Source organism: Streptomyces sp. NBC_00223 (assembly GCF_036199905.1).
Taxonomy (GTDB): Bacteria; Actinomycetota; Actinomycetes; order Streptomycetales; family Streptomycetaceae; genus Actinacidiphila.
This window is the reverse complement of record NZ_CP108109.1, coordinates 1,682,192-1,698,517: the sequence shown is the minus strand read 5'-3', so window position 1 is coordinate 1,698,517 and position 16,326 is coordinate 1,682,192. Positions and strand designations below refer to the sequence as shown.

13 protein-coding genes and 1 riboswitch are annotated in these 16,326 nt (G+C 73.6%); of the genes, 10 read left to right on the top strand and 3 right to left on the bottom strand.

All coding sequences use genetic code 11. The features are described from left to right. Positions 1-38 precede the first annotated feature (38 nt). Positions 39-155, top strand: a riboswitch (SAM riboswitch). Positions 156-331: 176 nt separating this feature from the next. Then, the gene (locus OHA30_RS07165; RefSeq protein WP_328912950.1) at positions 332-1,699 is read left to right on the top strand and encodes an aminotransferase class V-fold PLP-dependent enzyme; all 1,368 of its coding nucleotides are present in this window, start codon (positions 332-334) and stop codon (positions 1,697-1,699) included. Between the two features lie 107 nt (positions 1,700-1,806). Here OHA30_RS07165 and OHA30_RS07160 read toward each other — a convergent pair whose 3' ends face one another. Continuing rightward, positions 1,807-2,088 (bottom strand): Lrp/AsnC family transcriptional regulator, encoded by a 282-nt coding sequence (locus tag OHA30_RS07160; RefSeq protein ID WP_328912949.1) that lies wholly within the window; start codon positions 2,086-2,088, stop codon positions 1,807-1,809. After that, a complete protein-coding gene (locus tag OHA30_RS07155) occupies positions 2,085-2,864 on the bottom strand; it encodes a rhomboid family intramembrane serine protease (RefSeq protein WP_328912948.1) in 780 nt (259 codons plus the stop codon). Before OHA30_RS07155 ends, OHA30_RS07160 begins: the two co-directional genes overlap by 4 nt. Positions 2,865-3,400: 536 nt before the next feature. Here OHA30_RS07155 and OHA30_RS07150 point away from each other — a divergent pair. From OHA30_RS07150 to OHA30_RS07125, 6 genes are all read left to right on the top strand, one after another. Then, positions 3,401-4,741, top strand: coding sequence for an NYN domain-containing protein (locus tag OHA30_RS07150; protein WP_328917771.1), 1,341 nt, complete (start codon positions 3,401-3,403; stop codon positions 4,739-4,741). 297 nt (positions 4,742-5,038) lie between these two features. Then, the gene (locus OHA30_RS07145; protein ID WP_328912947.1) at positions 5,039-6,067 is read left to right on the top strand and encodes a C40 family peptidase; all 1,029 of its coding nucleotides are present in this window, start codon (positions 5,039-5,041) and stop codon (positions 6,065-6,067) included. Positions 6,068-6,262: 195 nt separating this feature from the next. Further along, a complete protein-coding gene (locus tag OHA30_RS07140) occupies positions 6,263-7,330 on the top strand; it encodes a C40 family peptidase (RefSeq protein ID WP_328912946.1) in 1,068 nt (355 codons plus the stop codon). Between the two features lie 170 nt (positions 7,331-7,500). Further along, positions 7,501-8,763, top strand: coding sequence for a hypothetical protein (locus OHA30_RS07135; RefSeq protein WP_328912945.1), 1,263 nt, complete (start codon positions 7,501-7,503; stop codon positions 8,761-8,763). Next, positions 8,760-9,926, top strand: a complete 1,167-nt coding sequence (locus tag OHA30_RS07130) for a M48 family metalloprotease (protein WP_328912944.1) — start codon at positions 8,760-8,762, stop codon at positions 9,924-9,926. The genes OHA30_RS07135 and OHA30_RS07130 overlap by 4 nt, the downstream gene beginning before the upstream one ends. A 573-nt stretch (positions 9,927-10,499) precedes the next feature. Continuing rightward, positions 10,500-11,630 (top strand): glycosyltransferase family 4 protein, encoded by a 1,131-nt coding sequence (locus OHA30_RS07125; RefSeq protein WP_328912943.1) that lies wholly within the window; start codon positions 10,500-10,502, stop codon positions 11,628-11,630. A 50-nt stretch (positions 11,631-11,680) separates the two neighbouring features. Here the strand turns inward: OHA30_RS07125 and OHA30_RS07120 are convergent, their stop codons facing one another. Then, a complete protein-coding gene (locus tag OHA30_RS07120; RefSeq protein WP_328912942.1) occupies positions 11,681-13,477 on the bottom strand; it encodes an AMP-dependent synthetase/ligase in 1,797 nt (598 codons plus the stop codon). Positions 13,478-13,711: 234 nt separating this feature from the next. On the opposite strand from OHA30_RS07120, the gene OHA30_RS07115 reads away from it, so the two are divergent. The 3 genes from OHA30_RS07115 to OHA30_RS07105 all read left to right on the top strand — a co-directional run bounded on the left by OHA30_RS07115 (position 13,712) and on the right by OHA30_RS07105 (position 16,287). Beyond that, positions 13,712-14,473 (top strand): metallophosphoesterase family protein, encoded by a 762-nt coding sequence (locus OHA30_RS07115; RefSeq protein WP_328912941.1) that lies wholly within the window; start codon positions 13,712-13,714, stop codon positions 14,471-14,473. A gap of 101 nt (positions 14,474-14,574) precedes the next feature. Then, positions 14,575-15,108 carry an SRPBCC family protein gene (locus OHA30_RS07110; protein WP_328912940.1) on the top strand — a complete coding sequence of 178 codons (534 nt, stop codon included), beginning with the start codon at positions 14,575-14,577 and terminating at the stop codon, positions 15,106-15,108. Next, entirely contained in the window at positions 15,109-16,287 is a 1,179-nt protein-coding gene (locus OHA30_RS07105) for an ArsA family ATPase (RefSeq protein ID WP_328912939.1), read from the top strand. Positions 16,288-16,326: the final 39 nt, after the last annotated feature.

The following is a 16,326-nucleotide window of genomic DNA, read 5'->3' as shown; positions in this document are numbered from 1 at the left end:
CCTTGCGCGTACGGCCGACTGTGGCACAATCCTTTCCAGGTCACGAGTGACAGCGTCAAGGCCCCGGCTCGCTGTCCGGCAACCCTCCGTCCGAGGCGGGGTGCCCCGGGTGATGACCAGGCGGTGAGCAGCAAGGCTCACGGCAAGCCGGACTTGGGGAGTTCTTTCATGAGCAAGCGAATGCGATAGGGCCTGTCGGCCCCGGTACTGCTTTTTCGCCGTTTCCGTCGTTTCTGCAATTCCGCCCGATGCTGTTTCCGCGCCGCCCGCGCACGCTTCGCGCTGTGCCGGGCGGGTGGTGATTTCGCCTGCCTTCCTCCGGGAGTTCGCCATGACTGTGTCCATCGCTGCCACCGACCGTGAGATTTGTACCCCGCTGGGCGTTCTGGGACACGACGTCCTGGTCCCGCTCGTGACCGGCGGCGAGGTGACGTACGCGGCCCTCGACTACGCCGCCAGCGCCCCCGCCCTCCAGCGGGTGTGGGACGACGTGGCCGCGTACGCGCCCTACTACGGCAGCGTGCACCGCGGTGCCGGATACCTCTCGCAGCTGTCGACCGACCTGTTCGAGCAGAGCAGGGCCACGGTCGCGGAGTTCCTCGGGTGCCGCGAGGAGGACCAGGTCATCTTCACCCGGTCCACCACGGACTCCCTCAACCTGCTGGCCGCCGCCATCCCGGCCGGCACCCACGTCTTCGTCTTCGAGACCGAGCACCACGCGGCGCTGCTGCCCTGGCAGCGGGCGGAGGGCGCCCAGGTGACCTACCTGGACGCCCCGCGCACCCCCGAGCAGGCCGTCGCCGCCCTGGACGTGGCGCTGCACGGCGCCCCCAAGGGCCCCAAGCTGGTCTGCGTCACCGGCGCCTCCAATGTGACCGGCGAGCTGTGGCCGGTCCGCGAACTGGCCGCCGCCGCGCACCGGCACGGCGCCCGGATCGTCCTCGACGCCGCCCAGCTCGCCCCGCACCACCCGGTGGACATCGCGGCGCTCGACGTGGACTGGGTGGCCTTCTCCGGCCACAAGCTCTACGCGCCCTTCGGCTCCGGAGTGCTGGCCGGACGCGCGGACTGGCTGCGTGACGCCGATCCGTATCTCGCGGGCGGCGGCGCCACCCGCAAGGTGCAGCGCAGCGGTGACGGGGTGGACGTCGAGTGGCACACGGGCGTCGCGCGGCACGAGGCCGGATCGCCGAACGTCATCGGCGCGTACGCCATCGCGTCCGCCTGCAAGGCGCTGACCGAGGCCGGTTTCGAGCAGCTGGTCGCCCGTGAGCAGTCGCTGCTGGCCCTGCTGCGGGCCGGGCTCGCCGAGATCCCCGAGGTGCGGGTGCTCTCCCTGTTCGGGGACGAGTCCGCGCGCGTCGGTGTGCTCTCCTTCGTCGTCCAGGGCTGGAACAGCTCGCACTTCGCCGCGGCGCTCTCGGCGGAGTACGGGATCGGCGTGCGCGACGGTCTGTTCTGCGCGCACCCGCTGGTGCGGACGCTGCTGGACAGCGAGCCCGACGAGCCGGGGGAGTGCGGGGCGCCCGACGCGGCGCCGGGCGAGCGCTCGCTCAACGCGATCCGGGTCAGCTTCGGGGCGGGGACGCCCGAGGAGCACGTCACGCGCTTCGTCGCGGCGGTTCGTACGCTCGTCCGTGACGGCGCCGCTTGGCGCTACCGCACCGAGGGCGGCCGCTGCGTCCCGGCCCGCGACTGACACGTAAGACTGCCCTCGAACGCCAGGCAACCCCAGCCCGCCCGGCGTTTGAGGGCAGAATTCAGCCCGGCCGGCGTTTGAGGCCAAGCCTGCCCGGCGATTGAGGGCTACGCGTCCAGGCCGATCGCGAACGCTGCCTCAAGGTCGTGCTGCGAGTACGTGCGGAACGCGACGTGCGTATCGGTCACCTGCACTCCGGGAATCTTGCTGATCCGCCCCGGAATGATGTCCGCCAGATCGTCGTGCCGCGCCACCCGCACGAGCGCGACCAGATCGTAGTTCCCCGTCACCGAGTACACCTCACTGACGTTGTCCAGCGCCGCGATCGACTCCGCGATCTCGGGAATCCGGTCGACGGACGTCTTGATGAGCACGATCGCGGTGATCACGGCTGGATGTCTCCCTGAGTCGGCCTGATGACGAGGCTCACCTTACGCCGTGGCCGGTAGCAGACCCAGGCGCACAGGAACCCGAAGGCGAAGCCGACGACGTGCGCCAGATAGGCCACCCCGGGGCCGCCCTTCGCGGTCTGCGCGGCCAGCCACTGGAGCACGAACCAGAACCCCAGCACCATCCACGCGGGAAACCGCAGCGGGATGAAGAACAGGAACGGGAAGAGGCTGGTCACCCGGGCCTTGGGGAAGAGATACAGATACGCGCCGAGCGCCCCCGAGATCGCCCCGGACGCCCCCACCAGACTCTGTGTGTCGTCGGTGTTCGCGAAGGCGAAGCCGTAGGTGGCCAGACACCCCGCGGCCAGGTAGAACAGCGCGAATCCGACCCGGCCCATCCGGTTCTCGACGTTGTCGCCGAAGACGTAGAGGAACAGCATGTTCCCGACCAGGTGCAGCCAGCCGCCGTGCAGGAACATCGCGGTGAACACGGACAGGAACGGCACCTTGGTGTAGTCGTGCGGCGTCCCGCAGCCGGCCGGCAGATCGAGCCGCGCGACCGGCAGTCTGCCGTGGAAGAGTTCGCTGGGGATCACCCCCCAGTGCCCGAAGTACACCGCCTGCTCGCACAGCAGCGCGTGCCCGGTGCCGTACACCGTGGTGAAGCCCGACAGCGGCCCGAGCAGGAAGACCGCGGTGCACAGGCCGATCAGCGTGTAGGTCACGACCGGAGTGCGGCGGACCGGGTTCTTGTCGTACACCGGGATGACCATGGACCGATGATGACGGAACGGGTGTAACGGACATGGGTCGCCTCGCCGCAGCGCGTCGTACCTCCGAGGCCGTAGGGTGACCGGGACACACGCCCGCACGTTCCGCAACCGCGCGTGGAGGAGACGGCTGTGCCGAGTGGGACCGAAGAGCCCGTACGGGGGCGCCGACCCGGCGCGCGGGGCCGGATCGTACCGGTGGGCCGCGCGGGCGCGGGCGTGGAGTGCGGCTCCGTACGGAATTGACCCCGCTTGCGGGGACAATGGAAACAGCAGGCGGCGGCCGGAGGGATCGAAGGGGGCCGGGAGGGCGCCGAGGAACCGGACGGGAGTGACTGGTGGACGGTATCGGCGGCGTTCCGCGGCCCGAGGAGAGCGGACCGGGTGCCGGTGTGCCGGAAGGCGACGCGCCACCCGCCGGGGAGACGGCGGGCGTCGAAAACATTTCGCATTCTCCGGGGGCACCGCTGCCCGGGGACGGGCCGGACGCTCTCGCACGGCCCGACGGCCCCGAGGACCCCGACGCGCTCGACGACCCCCTGGCGACGGCGGACCCCGCCGAGCCCGCGCTCGACCGGCCGCTGCCCGAGGGCGTACGCCACCGTGTCGTGGCCATCGCGGCCGACGCCTTCGGCGGCTTCACCTACCAGGAACTCCCGGTCTCGCTGCGCCCCTACGCCCGCTTCACCCCCTCCCGCCGGGTGAAGTACGCGGCGACCGCGCTCGCGGCCGCCCTGGAGTCGGACGCGGCCTTCCGGCAGAAGGTCGCCTCCCGGCTGCGCGAGGCCCAGCCCGAGCTGACCGGGGCCCTGGACGCGGGCACCCCGCCGCCCGCCGCCGACCCGCTGGACGTCGCCGCGGCCGCGTATCTGCTGCGGCCGGCCGGCTGGGCGAAGCTCGTCGCCACCGCAGGCGAGGAGGCCCAGCGCGCCGACGCCGAGCGCGCCGACGAGGAGACCCTGCGCGAGGTCGCCCGGCTGCGCGCCGAGGTGGAGGCCCTGCACGCCCAGGCGCGTACCGAGGCCGCCCGCGCACGCGCCGAACTCGACACCGTCCGCAAGGAGAGCGACGCGCTGCACCGCAAGCTGCGCGCCGCCCACAGCGACGTCAAGCGCGCCGAGGCCGCGCAGCGCAAGATCCAGGCCGAGCTGGACGAGGCCCGCGCCGCCGCCGCCCATGAACGCGCCGCCGCCGAGAGCGAGGCCCGCCGGCTGCGGACCCGGCTCGGCGAGGCCGAGGCGGTGGTCGAGGCGGGCCGCCGCGCGGTCCGCGAGGGCCGCAGCGTGGAGGACGTACGGCTGCGGCTGCTGCTGGACACCGTGCTGGACGCGGCCTCCGGGCTGCGCCGCGAACTGGCCCTGCCGCCGCGCGACACGATGAGCCTGCGGCCGGCCGACACCGTGGACGCGGTGGCGCCCGCGCACTTCAGCGCCCACGACATCGCCACCCGCGCGCTGTCCGCGACCGACCCCGCGCTGCTCGACCAGCTGCTCGCGCTGCCGCAGGCCCATCTGGTCGTGGACGGCTACAACGTCACCAAGACCGGCTATCCCGCGCTGCCGCTGGAGAAACAGCGGCTGCGGCTGCTGGGCGGTCTGGCCGCGCTGGCCGCGCAGAGCGGCGCCGAGGTGACCTGTGTCTTCGACGGCGCCGATCTGGACATGCCGGTGCTGCTCGCGCCGCCGCGCGGGGTGCGGGTGCTGTTCAGCAAGGCCGGGCAGACCGCCGACGAGCTGATCCGGCAGCTGGTGCGGGCCGAACCGCCCGGTCGGCAGATCGTGGTGGTCTCGGCGGACCGTGAGGTCGCCGACGGTGTCGCCAAGGCGGGCGCGCGACCGGTGGCTTCGGTGCTGCTGCTGAAACGGCTGGCCCGGGTGTGACCCTACGGGGCTTGAACGCCTCTGCGGGGCAAGGGTGTTGAGCGCGGGACCGGCGGACGTTCACGAACGCATTAGCGTCAACTCAGCGTTGAACATTCCTCACTATCTGTATGAAGGTCGTAAAGAATGTGCGAAGCGGTCGAGATTTTGCCTACAAGGATTTGAACCGATCACAGATGGGTCACTAAGGTCGGGCGTCGAACCTCCGCGCAGTCGATCATCCAACCCGGGTGGCGCGTCGGAGGCCGCCCGCCAGATCGACCGGCAGGCGGCTGAAGGAAGAAGGAGATCGCCTTCGTGGCGTCCCACCGTCGTCCCAAGCCGACAAGCCGCACGCGTGTGACCGTGCTGACCGCGACCGCTGCGGCGGCCGTCGCCCTCTCCGCGCAGGCCGCGCACGCCGCCCCGGCGAAGCCGACCATCAAGGACGCGAAGGCCCGGGTCGACGCGCTGTACGAGCAGGCGGAGCAGGCCACCGAGAAGTACGACGCGGCGAACGAGAAGCTGCATACCCTCCAGAAGGACGCCTCAAGCCTCCAGGACCAGGTGGCCAGGCAGCAGCAGCACCTCAACCAGCTCAGGGACGGGCTCGGCGCCATCGCCGCCTCCCAGTACCGCAGCGGCGGCATCGACCCGGCGCTCCAGCTCTTCCTCTCCTCCAACCCGGACGAGTACCTGGACCAGGCCACGTCCCTGGACCAGATCAGCTCGCTCCAGGCCAGCGCCCTGGAGCAACTCCAGGACGCCAAGCAGACCCTGGACCAGGAGCGCGCCGAGGCATCCGCCAAGCTCGCCGAACTCGAGTCCACCCGGACCGAGTTGTCCAAGCGCAAGGGCGAGACCCGGCAGAAGCTCGCCGCGGCGCAGCAGATACTCAGCGGCCTCACGGCCCAGCAGCGGGCCCAGATGGCACTGGACGACGCCATCGCCGCCAGCCGCGCCAGCAGCCGGGTCGACCTCGGCAGTTCCACCGCCGCCACCCAGCGCGCCGCCGCCGCCTTCGCCGCCGCGCAGCAGCAGATAGGCAAGCCGTACGTCTACGGCGCCACCGGCCCCGGCTCGTTCGACTGCTCCGGCCTCACCTCGTACGCCTACAAGCAGGCCGGGGTCACCATTCCGCGCACCTCGCAGGAGCAGGCCAACGCCGGCACCCGCCTCAGCGCCTCCCAGCTCGCCGTCGGCGACCTGGTGATCTTCTACGGCGACTACCACCACGTCGGCCTCTACGCGGGCAACGGCATGGTGCTGCACGCCCCGAAGCCGGGCGCGTCCGTGCGCTACGAGTCCATGGGCAACATGCCGTTCCAGTTCGGCGTCCGGATCTGAGTTCGGGCCGGGCCGCCTCTCCCGGCAGGCCCGGCGCGCCCGGCGGACCGGAACCCCGGTACGGCGTACGGGTGATGAACACCCAGCCGAACCCTCCCGGGCCGGGCGCGTGACCTGCGGTTGCGACGCGACGCCCGATAGTCGGACGGCCACGTCTTTGAACTCTCCGCCATCACATGGCTACTGTCGGTTGCCGTGGCAACACATCGACGTTCTTCCCAGCCGGGCCTGACCGCCCGCACCACCCGGGTCACCGTGCTCTCCGCGGTCGCCGCGGCCGCGGCCGTGCTGTCCGCGGGCACCGCGCAGGTCGCCGCCGCGGACCCGGCGGGCGGCGCACCGGACGCCGCCACCCGCCTGGACGGGCTCTACCGGCAGGCCGAACAGGCCACGCAGAAGTACGACGCCGCCCAGGAGCGGACCGAGCGGCTGCGCGCCGACCTCAGCACCCTCCAGGACCGGGCCGCCCGGGCCCAGCAGCGGGTCAACTCCGTTCGCGACGAACTCGGCACGCTCGCCGCCTCCCAGTACCGAGGCGGCGGCATCGACCCGTCCTTCGCGCTGCTGTTCTCCGACAACCCCGACGCGTACCTGGAACAGGCCACCGCGCTGGACCGGATCGGCGACCAGCAGGCCGGGCGGCTGCGCCGACTCCAGGGCGACGAACGGGTCCTGCTCCAGCAGCGGGCCCAGGCCGCCGACAAGCTCGACGAGCTGCGGCAGGCCGGGACCGTGCTCCGGCAACGCGAGCAGGACGTACGGGAATCGCTGGCACGGGCCCAGCGGCTCCTCAACGCCATGCCGGCGGCCCAACGGGCCGGATACACCCCCGGCGGCCCGGAGCGGGCCTCCCGTGACCGTCCAGGGCCCGCCCTGGACCTCGGGGACCTGCCGCTCGGCGACCTGCCCGCCGCCTCCCCGCGCGCCGCGCTGGCCCTCGCCGCGGCCCGGCAGATGCTCGGCGCGCCCTACGTCTGGGGCGCCACCGGCCCCAACGCCTTCGACTGCTCCGGGCTGATGCAGTACGCCTACCGGCGCGCGGGGGTGGCGCTGCCCCGGACCTCGCAGGAGCAGATGAACGCGGGCCGCCATGTCCCGCTGTCCGAGGCCCGCCCCGGCGACCTGGTCATCTACCGCGGCGACGCGAGCCACGTGGCGATGTACGTCGGCGGGGGCCGCGTCATCCACGCCCCCTACCCCGGCGCCCGGGTCCGCTACGACCCGGTCGCCATGATGCCCGTCAACACCGTCACCCGCCCCTGACCCGCCCACGGGGCCGCGCGTCCGGTCGCGGAGCGCGCCCGCGTCCGCCCGCGCGCCCCGGTATGCCCGTCAACACCGTCACCCGTCCCTGACCCGCCCGCGGGGCCGGCCGTCCGGCCGTAGCGCGCGCCCGCGTCCGCCCGCGCGTCCCGGGGCCGTACGATCGGGGCGTGTTCGCGGCGGCGGGTCGGTACTCCGGGGTCGCCGTCCGCGTACGGGTGGCGGGGCTCGCGCTGCTGCTCGCGCTCGTGGGCGGGTGCTCGTCCGCCGCGCGGCCGCGGCCGACCGCGACGGAGGACCTGGCCGGGGCCCGCGCGCTGCTCGCCCGGCAGGCGTCGGCCGTGCTCCACCACGACCGTACGGCCTTCCTCGCCGGGGTCGATCCCCGGTCCACCCGCTTCCTCGCCCGGCAGCGGCAGGTCTTCGCCGACCTGGCCGACGTACCGCTGGCCGCCTGGTCGTACACGCTGGTGCGCGTCGGCGCCTTCCCGCTGCCGCCGGCGGCCGACGCCGGCGGCAGGCGCACCGCCGCGCAGGTCGAACTCCGTTACCGGCTGCGCGGATACGACACCGAGCCGGTCGTCTCGACCGCGTACCTCACGCTCGCCGAGCGCGACGGCCGCTGGTACGTGGCCGGGGACGACGACGGCGCGCCGAGCGGCCGGCGCACGGCCGTACAGCTGTGGGACCAGGGCCCGGTCCGGGTGGTGCGCGGGGCGCACAGCCTCGTGCTCGGGACCGCCTCGGCGGCCGACCTGCGCGGGTACGCCGACGACGCGGACCGGGCCGTTCCGGCGGTCACCCGCGCGTGGGGGAGCGGCTGGCCGGGCAAGGTCGTCGTCGAAGTGCCGTCCTCGCTCGACCGGATGGCCGCGCTGCTCGACGCGAAGGCCGACGACTACCGGGGCATCGCGGCTGTCACCACCGGCGAGCTGGGGCGCAACGCGCAGGCGCCTGCGGACCGGGTGATCGTCAACCCGGAGGCGTTCGGGGAGCTTTCCGCCTTCGGCCGGCAGGTCGTCCTCACCCACGAGACCACCCACGTGGCGACGCGGCTGGCCACCGACGCGCACACCCCGCTGTGGCTCTCCGAGGGTATCGCCGACTGGGTCGCCTACCGCGGCTCGGGGCGTACCGCCCGGCAGATCGCCCCCGAACTCGCCGCCGACGTGGCCGCGGGCCGCGTGCCCGAGTCGCTGCCGACCGACGCGGACTTCCGGTCCACCTCGGGCGGTCTCGCGCAGGCGTACGAGGGCGGGTGGCTGGCCTGCCGGATGATCGCCGACGAGTGGTCGCCGCAGGCGCTGACCGGCTTCTACCGCGCGGTCGCCAAGGGCGGCACGCTCGACGCGCGGCTGCGGGCGTCGCTCGGGGTCGGGACGGCCGCGTTCACCGCGCGCTGGCGCGCCTATGTGCAGGGGGAGTTGGGATGAGCGGCCCGGATCTTGGTACGGAGCCCGGTGACGAGCCCGACTTCACACCCGAGCAGGTCGCCCGGGGGCGGGCGCTGCGGCGGGCCGTCGTACCGCTCGCGCTCGGCTCCTCGGCGGCGTCGCTCGCGCTGCTGCTCGCCCTCGGGCTGACCTCCGGGGGAGCCAGGCTGGTCGGCGCCTTCGGCGACGCCTGGGCGCCGCGGGTGGTGGGCGCGGCGGTCACGCTGGTCGTCCTGCCGCAGCTGCTCGGGCTGCCCTTCGCGGCGCGGGGGCGGGTCGTACGGTCCCGGTTCGGCCTGGTCACCCAGGGGTGGGGCGGCTGGGCGGTGGATCAGCTGCGCGGCCTGCTGATCTCCCTGCCGCTGACGCTCGGCGCGCTCTTCGCGGTGTACGGGCTCGCCGGGGTCACCCGCTGGTGGTGGGCCTGGGCTGCCGGGGGAGCGGCGGTGGTGACGGTGCTGCTCTCCTTCGTCGCGCCCCTGGTCTTCGAGCCGCTCTTCAACCGCTTCACGCCGATGGAGGCGGGGCCGCTGCGGGACGCGCTGCTCGCGCTGGCCGCGCGGGACGGGGTGACCGTGCGGGACGTGCTGGTCGCCGACGCGTCCCGGCGGACGACGGCGCTCAACGCGTATGTGTCCGGGTTCGGGCGCACGCGCAGGATCGTCGCCTACGACACGCTCGTCGCGACGGCCGAGCCGCGGGAGGTGGAGCTGGTGGTCGCGCACGAACTCGGGCACGTGGTGCACGGGGACGTGCCGCGCGGGACCGCGCTCGGCGCGCTGGGCGCGGCGGTGGGGGTGTGCGGGCTCGCGGCCGTCGTCACGTGGGGGCCGCTGCTGGATCTGGCGGGGGTGGGAGGCTTCGCCGATCCGAGGTCGGCGTGGCTGCTGGCCGCGGCGGCGGCCGTCTTCGGGGCGGTCGCGGGACCGTTCGGGCGGGCGCTCAGCCGGCGGGTGGAGCGGCGGGCGGACCGGCACGCGCTGGAACTGACGGGGGACGCGGAGGCGTTCATCGCGATGCAGCGGCGGCTCACGGTGGCGAACGTGGCGGATCCGGCTCCGCCGCGGCTCCTCCACGTCCTGCTCTCCACCCATCCCACGCCGGCCTCCCGCATCGCCACGGCCCGCGCGTCCCGCCGGCGGGACGCGGGGCCCACCCCCTGACACGTCCCGCCGACACGGACGCCCGCCCCCTTCCCCCCGCGACGGCGGGAAGCGGATCGCCGCTACCCGGCGGTGCCGTTCCGGGCTCGGCTCGTCGGCCACCGCCGCGGCGGTCTCAAGGCGGTCCGCCTTGGGCTTCTGGGGCGTTGTGTGGCGTTGACGTCCACCCCTTTTCCGCCGCGACGGCGGGAAGCGGATCGCCGCTGCCCGGCGGTACGGTTCCGGGCTCGGCCCGTCGGCCACCGCCGGTGCGGTTCGTTTCGCGTCCCGCCGTTGCGGCGGGTTCAAGGCGGCCGCCTTGGGCTTCTGGGGCGTTGTGTGGCGTTGACGTCCACCCCTTTTCCGCCGCGACGGCGGGAAGCGGATCGCCGCTGTCCGGCGGTGCCGTTGCGGGCTCGGCCCGTTGGGCACCGCCGGTGCGGTTCGTCCCCGCGTCTCGCCGTTGCGGCGGAGTAGGGGGTGCGCTCGGTCCGCCGGTGCGGCGGGAAAGGGGGCTGGGGCTCGGCGCGAGGGGGAGCGGTGGGTGCCGCGTCGTGCGCTCGGGGCGGGATGCGGCCGGTAGGGTCGGGGGCGATGGAGAAGACACTGATCGTCACCAATGACTTCCCGCCGCGCCCCGGCGGGATCCAGTCGTTCGTGCACAGCATGGCGCTCCGGCTCGACCCGGGCCGGGTCGTCGTCTACGCCTCCACCTGGAAGGACGGCACCGAAGTCGCCCACTTCGACGCCGACCAGCCCTTCCCCGTCATCCGCGACCGCACCAAGATGCTCGTGCCCACCCGCAGGGCCACCCGCAGGGCCGTCTCGCTGCTGCGCGAACACGGCTGCTCCTCCGTGTGGTTCGGCGCGGCCGCGCCGCTCGGCCTGATGGCCCCCGCCCTCCGCAAAGCCGGCGCGACCCGCCTCGTCGCGACCACGCACGGTCACGAAGCCGGGTGGGCCCAGCTCCCGGCGAGCCGTCAACTCCTGCGCCGCATCGGCGAAGGCACCGACACCCTCACCTATCTGGGCGAGTACACCCGCTCCCGTATCGCCCCCGCGCTGACCCCCCAGGCCGCCGCCCGGATGGTGCAACTCCCGCCCGGCGTCGACGAGAAGACCTTCCACCCGGACTCGGGCGGCCCCGTCGTACGGGCCCGGCTCGGCCTCGCCGACCGGCCCGTCGTCGTGTGCGTGTCCCGGCTCGTACCGCGCAAGGGCCAGGACACGCTGATCCTCGCGATGCCCCGCGTCCTGCGCGAGTTCCCGGACGCCGTGCTGCTGATCGTCGGCGACGGCCCCTACCGCCCCGACCTGGAACGCCTCGTCGAGCGTACGGGCGTGGCCTCGGCCGTCCGCTTCACCGGGCCGGTCCCGTGGAAGGACCTGCCCGCGCACTACGGCGCCGGCGATGTCTTCGCGATGCCGTGCAGGACCCGCCGCGGCGGCCTGGACGTCGAAGGGCTGGGCATCGTCTACCTGGAGGCGTCCGCGACGGGGCTCCCGGTGATCGCTGGCGACTCCGGCGGCGCCCCGGACGCCGTACTCGACGGGGAGACCGGCTGGGTGGTGGCCGGCGGCTCCCCCGAGCAGTCCGCCGAACGCGTGCTCACCCTGCTGCGCGACCCGGAACTGCGCGCCAGGATGGGCGACCGGGGCCGCCAGTGGGTCGAGCAGTCCTGGCGCTGGGACCTGCTGGCCGAGCGGTTGAAGTCCCTGCTCTGAGCGGTACGGGCGCCCGCCCACGTGGCCCCCGTACGCCCGCCCGCCACCGCCTACCGCTCGTACAACCCCTCGATCTCCGCCGCGAAATCCCTCGCCACCACACTCCGCTTGAGCTTGAGCGACGGCGTCACATGCCCCGACTCCTCGGTGAACTGCCCCGGCAGGACGACGAACTTGCGCACCGACTCCGCCGTGGAGACCGCCGCGTTCCCCACGTCCACCGCCCGCCGCACGGCGGCCAGCAGATCCGGGTCGTCGGCCAGTTCCGCCGCCGTACGCGCCGACTTGCCGTGCTGCTCGGCCCACCGCGGCAGGAACTCCTCGTCCAGCGTGATCAGCGCGGCCACGAACGGCCGCCCCTCGCCGACGACCATGCACTCGGCGATCAGCGCGTCCGCCCGGATCCGGTCCTCGATCACCGCGGGCGCGACGTTCTTGCCCCCGGCCGTCACGATGATCTCCTTCTTGCGGCCGGTGATCGCCAGATACCCGTCCTTGTCGAGCGTGCCCAGGTCCCCGGTGTGGAACCACCCGTCGGAGACGGCCTCCGCGGTCGCCGCGTCGTTGTTCCAGTACCCGGTGAACAGGTGCTCGCCGTAGAGCAGCACCTCGCCGTCGTCGGCGATCCGGACCGTGGAGCCGGGCAGCGGCTGGCCGACCGTACCGATCTTCGTACGGTCCCACGGGTTGAACGCGGTCGCCGCGCACGACTCGGTCAGGCCGTAGCCCTCAAGGACCGTGAAGCCGATGCCCCGGTAGAAGTGGCCCAGCCGCTCGCCCAGCGGGGCCCCGCCGGAGATCGCGTGGGTGGCCCGGCCGCCCAGCGCGGCGCGCAGCTTGGCGTAGACCAGCCGGTCGAACAGCTTGTGCGTGAACCGCAGCCGCAGCGAGGGGCCCGCGGGTGTGTCCAGCGCCTTGCTGTAGGCGATCGCGGTGGCCGCCGCCCGGTCGAAGATCCGGCCCTTGCCGCCCGCCTGGGCGGTCGCCCGCGCCGAGTTGTAGACCTTCTCGAAGACCCGCGGCACGCCCAGCACCATCGTCGGCCGGAAGGACCGCAGATCGTCGGTGAGGTTCTTGACGTCGGGCACGTGCCCGAGCCGGATCGGCGCCATCACGGCCGCCACCTCCACCAGTCGGCCGAAGACATGGGCCAGCGGCAGGAAGAGCAGCACCGAGGAGTGCCCGGTGCGGAAGAGCGGCCCCAGCCGCTCCACCACGTTGCCGCACTCGGCGAAGAAGCTGCGGTGGCTGAGCACGCACCCCTTGGGACGGCCCGTCGTGCCCGAGGTGTAGACGATCGTGGCGGGGGAGTCCGCGCCCGCGGCCGCCGACCGCTCGTCGACCACCGCCGCGGAGACATCCGTACCCGCCCCGACCAGCGCGTCCACCGCGCCCGCGTCGATCCGCCAGATGTGCTTGAGCCGCGGCAGCCGCTCCCGTACGGACTCCACCGTGTCCTCGTGCGCCCCGGACTCCACCACGACCGCGACCGCGCCGGAGTCGCCGAGGATCCACTCGACCTGCGAGGCCGAGGACGTCTCGTAGACGGGTACGGTCACCGCGCCCGCGCTCCAGACCGCGAAGTCCAGCAGCGTCCACTCGTAACGCGTCCTGGACATCAGCGCGACCCGGTCGCCGGGCTGGACGCCCGAGGCGATCAGGCCCCTGGCCGCCGCCCGTACCTCCGCCAGGAAGCGCGCCGCGGTGACGTCCTCCCAGTGACCCGCCGCGTCCTTGCGGGCGATGACCGCGGTGTCCGGATGCTGTGCGGCGTTGCGCCGGATCAGATCCGTCAGATTGCCGTCCGCGGGGACCTCGTACAGAGCCGGAAGGCTGAACTCACGCAAGGCAGTTGCTCCTCATCGGTGCCACGGCGCACCCGGAGGGAAGGTGACGGACGGGCTGGACGTTACCCATCGGTAAAGCTCCGGCGATAGAGGCGCACTACAGATGTTTTAAGCATCACACACCGGCCTGGGGGCCGGGCCCGCTGCCGGAACAGTAGACCAGCGTCCGGCCCGTGTGCGGGCGCTCCGCGCTCGGACACCCGTTCGCCGTACGCCCGCTTATAAGGTGACCCCATGCGGGTGCACGTGGTGAGCGACGTCCATGGCGCGACCGAGGCCCTGGCCCGTGCCGGGGACGGCGCCGACGCCCTGATCTGCCTGGGCGACCTCATCCTCTTCCTGGACTACGCCGACCACGCGCGCGGCATCTTCCCCGACCTGTTCGGCGTCGAGAACGCCGACCGCATGGTCGAACTGCGCACCGCCCGCCGCTTCGACGAGGCCCGCACCCTGGACCGGCGGCTGTGGGCGGGTCTCGACCGCCGGGCCGTCATCGAGGCCGCCGTCCGCAGGCAGTACGCGGAGCTCTTCGCCGCCTTCCCGACCCCCACCTACGCCACCTACGGCAATGTCGACGTCCCCACCCTGTGGCCGGAGTACGCCCGGCCGGGCACCACCGTGCTCGACGGCGCCTCCGCGGAGATCGGCGGCCGGGTCTTCGGCTTCGTCGGCGGCGGTCTGCGCACCCCGATGAGCACCCCGTACGAGATCGAGGACGAGCAGTACGCCGCCAAGGTCGCAGCGCTCGGCCCGGTCGACGTGCTCTGCTCCCACATCCCGCCCGCGATCCCCGAACTCTGCTACGACACGACCGCCCGGCGGTTCGAGCGCGGCAGCGAGGCGCTGCTGGCCGCGATCCGCGAGACGCAGCCGAAATACGCCCTGTTCGGCCATGTCCACCAGCCACTGGTCCGCCGCACCCGGATCGGCCGTACCGAATGTGTGAACGTCGGCCACTTCAACCACACCCGCACCCCGTGGGCACTGGAGTGGTGACGGCCGTCCCACCTGGGCGCGGTAGCCTTCGCACAAAGCCGGCAGCACGGCAGCAGCAGCAACCTTCACCAGCTTCAGCAGTAGTCCGGAGGGCCACGGCGATGGCGGAACACACGACGTCGAGCATCACGATCGAGGCGGCGCCCGCGGCCGTCATGGGCGTCATCGCCGACTTCGGCAGCTACCCGGACTGGACCGGCGAGGTCAAGGAGGCCGAAGTGCTCGCCTCCGACGAGGCGGGCCGCGCGCAGAAGGTACGGCTGCTGCTCGACGCGGGCGCGATCAAGGACGACCACACGCTCGCCTACGACTGGATCGGCGACAACGAGGTCCGCTGGTCGCTGGTGAAGTCCCAGATGCTGCGCACGCTGGACGGCTCCTACGCCCTCGCGCCGCTGGACGGCGGCGCCCGCACGGAGGTCACCTACCAGCTCACGGTCGACGTGAAGATCCCGATGCTCGGCATGATCAAGCGCAAGGCCGAGAAGGTCATCATCGACCGGGCGCTCGCGGGCCTGAAGAAGCGGGTCGAGACGGTCCCGGCCGCCTCCGCCGAGACCCCGGCCGAGCCCGATGCCGAGGCCGGCACCGAGGCCGCCGCAGACCCCTCCGCAGAGCCCAAGAAGCCGGTCTGAGTGGCCGCCCCGGCACGCACCCCGGTCCGTACCCTGCTGGTCACCGGCACGGGCGGGGCCGGTGTCACCACGGTCGCCGCGTCCACCGCCGCCACGGCCGCCCGCGCCGGGGCCCGTACGGTGCTGCTGACCGCCGACCGGACCGCCGCGGCCGACCCCGTACCGGGTCTGCGGGTCGTCCGGGTCGACGCGGCCGAGTCCTTCCGGGCCGGGGCGCAGGAGCTCCAGGGCCGGATCGGCAGCCTGCTCTCGCTGCTCGGCGCGCCCCCGCTGGACCCCGAGGAACTGACCGAACTGCCCGGCGCGGGCGCCTTCGCGCTGCTGCGGGCCCTGCGGCAGGCGAACGTCACGAGCGAAGGCACCGCCTACCCGGCGCCCTGGGACCTCGTGGTGGTCGATCTGCCGCCCGTACGCGAGGCCGTCGCCCTGCTCGCGCTGCCCGAGCAACTGCGGCGCTACCTGGGCCGGTTGCTGCCCGCCGACCGCCAGGCCGCGCGCGCCCTGCGGCCGGTGCTGGCCCAGCTCGCCGGGGTGCCGATGCCCACCGAGTGGGCCTACGAGGCCGCCGCCCGCGCCGACCGTGAACTCGCCTCCGTCCAGGCGGTGATCGAGGACCCCGGGACGGCAGTGACTGTCGTCCTGGAGCCGGGGCTCTCCGCCGGGCAGGCGCTGCGCACCGCGCGGACCGGGCTCGCCCTGTACGGCAACCGGCTCGCCGAGGTCGTCGCCAACCGGCTGCTGCCGACCGGCTCGGCCGATCCGTTTCTGTCCGCGCTCTCCGGCCATCAGCAGGCCCACCTCAAGGCGCTCGCCGACCAGTGCGCCGCCGACTCCGTACCCCTGCGCGAACTGCCGCACCTGGGCGGGGCCCCGCTCGCCGCCGACGAGCCGCCGGTGGCCGTGCCCGCCGCCGCCCGCCGCGCGCCGGAGCCGTGGAGCGTCGAGGACCGGCTCGCCGACGACGGCTGGTTCCTCTGGTCGCTGCCGCTGCCCGGCGCCACCCGCGACGGGCTCGACCTGGTCCGCAGGGGCGATGAACTCGTGGTCGACGCGGGCGGCTTCCGGCGGATCGTGCCGCTGCCCTCCGCGCTGCGCCGCTGCACGGTCGCGGGCGCGGCGCTGCGCGAGGAGACGCTGCGGGTGCGGTTCGCGCCCGACCCGGACCTCTGGCCGCGCTGACGCCTGCCCGCGCTGCCTGGACCCGGGTCCCGGCCGTCC

Bases quoted from the DNA above. Each gene is read 5' to 3' on its own strand.
- OHA30_RS07110 (WP_328912940.1), top strand. From the start codon at position 14,575: ATGGCGGAACACACGACGTCGAGCATCACGATCGAGGCGGCGCCCGCG.
- OHA30_RS07115 (WP_328912941.1), top strand. From the start codon at position 13,712: ATGCGGGTGCACGTGGTGAGCGACGTCCATGGCGCGACCGAGGCCCTG.
- OHA30_RS07165 (WP_328912950.1), top strand. From the start codon at position 332: ATGACTGTGTCCATCGCTGCCACCGACCGTGAGATTTGTACCCCGCTG.
- OHA30_RS07125 (WP_328912943.1), top strand. From the start codon at position 10,500: ATGGAGAAGACACTGATCGTCACCAATGACTTCCCGCCGCGCCCCGGC.
- OHA30_RS07130 (WP_328912944.1), top strand. From the start codon at position 8,760: ATGAGCGGCCCGGATCTTGGTACGGAGCCCGGTGACGAGCCCGACTTC.
- OHA30_RS07155 (WP_328912948.1), bottom strand. From the start codon at position 2,864: ATGGTCATCCCGGTGTACGACAAGAACCCGGTCCGCCGCACTCCGGTC.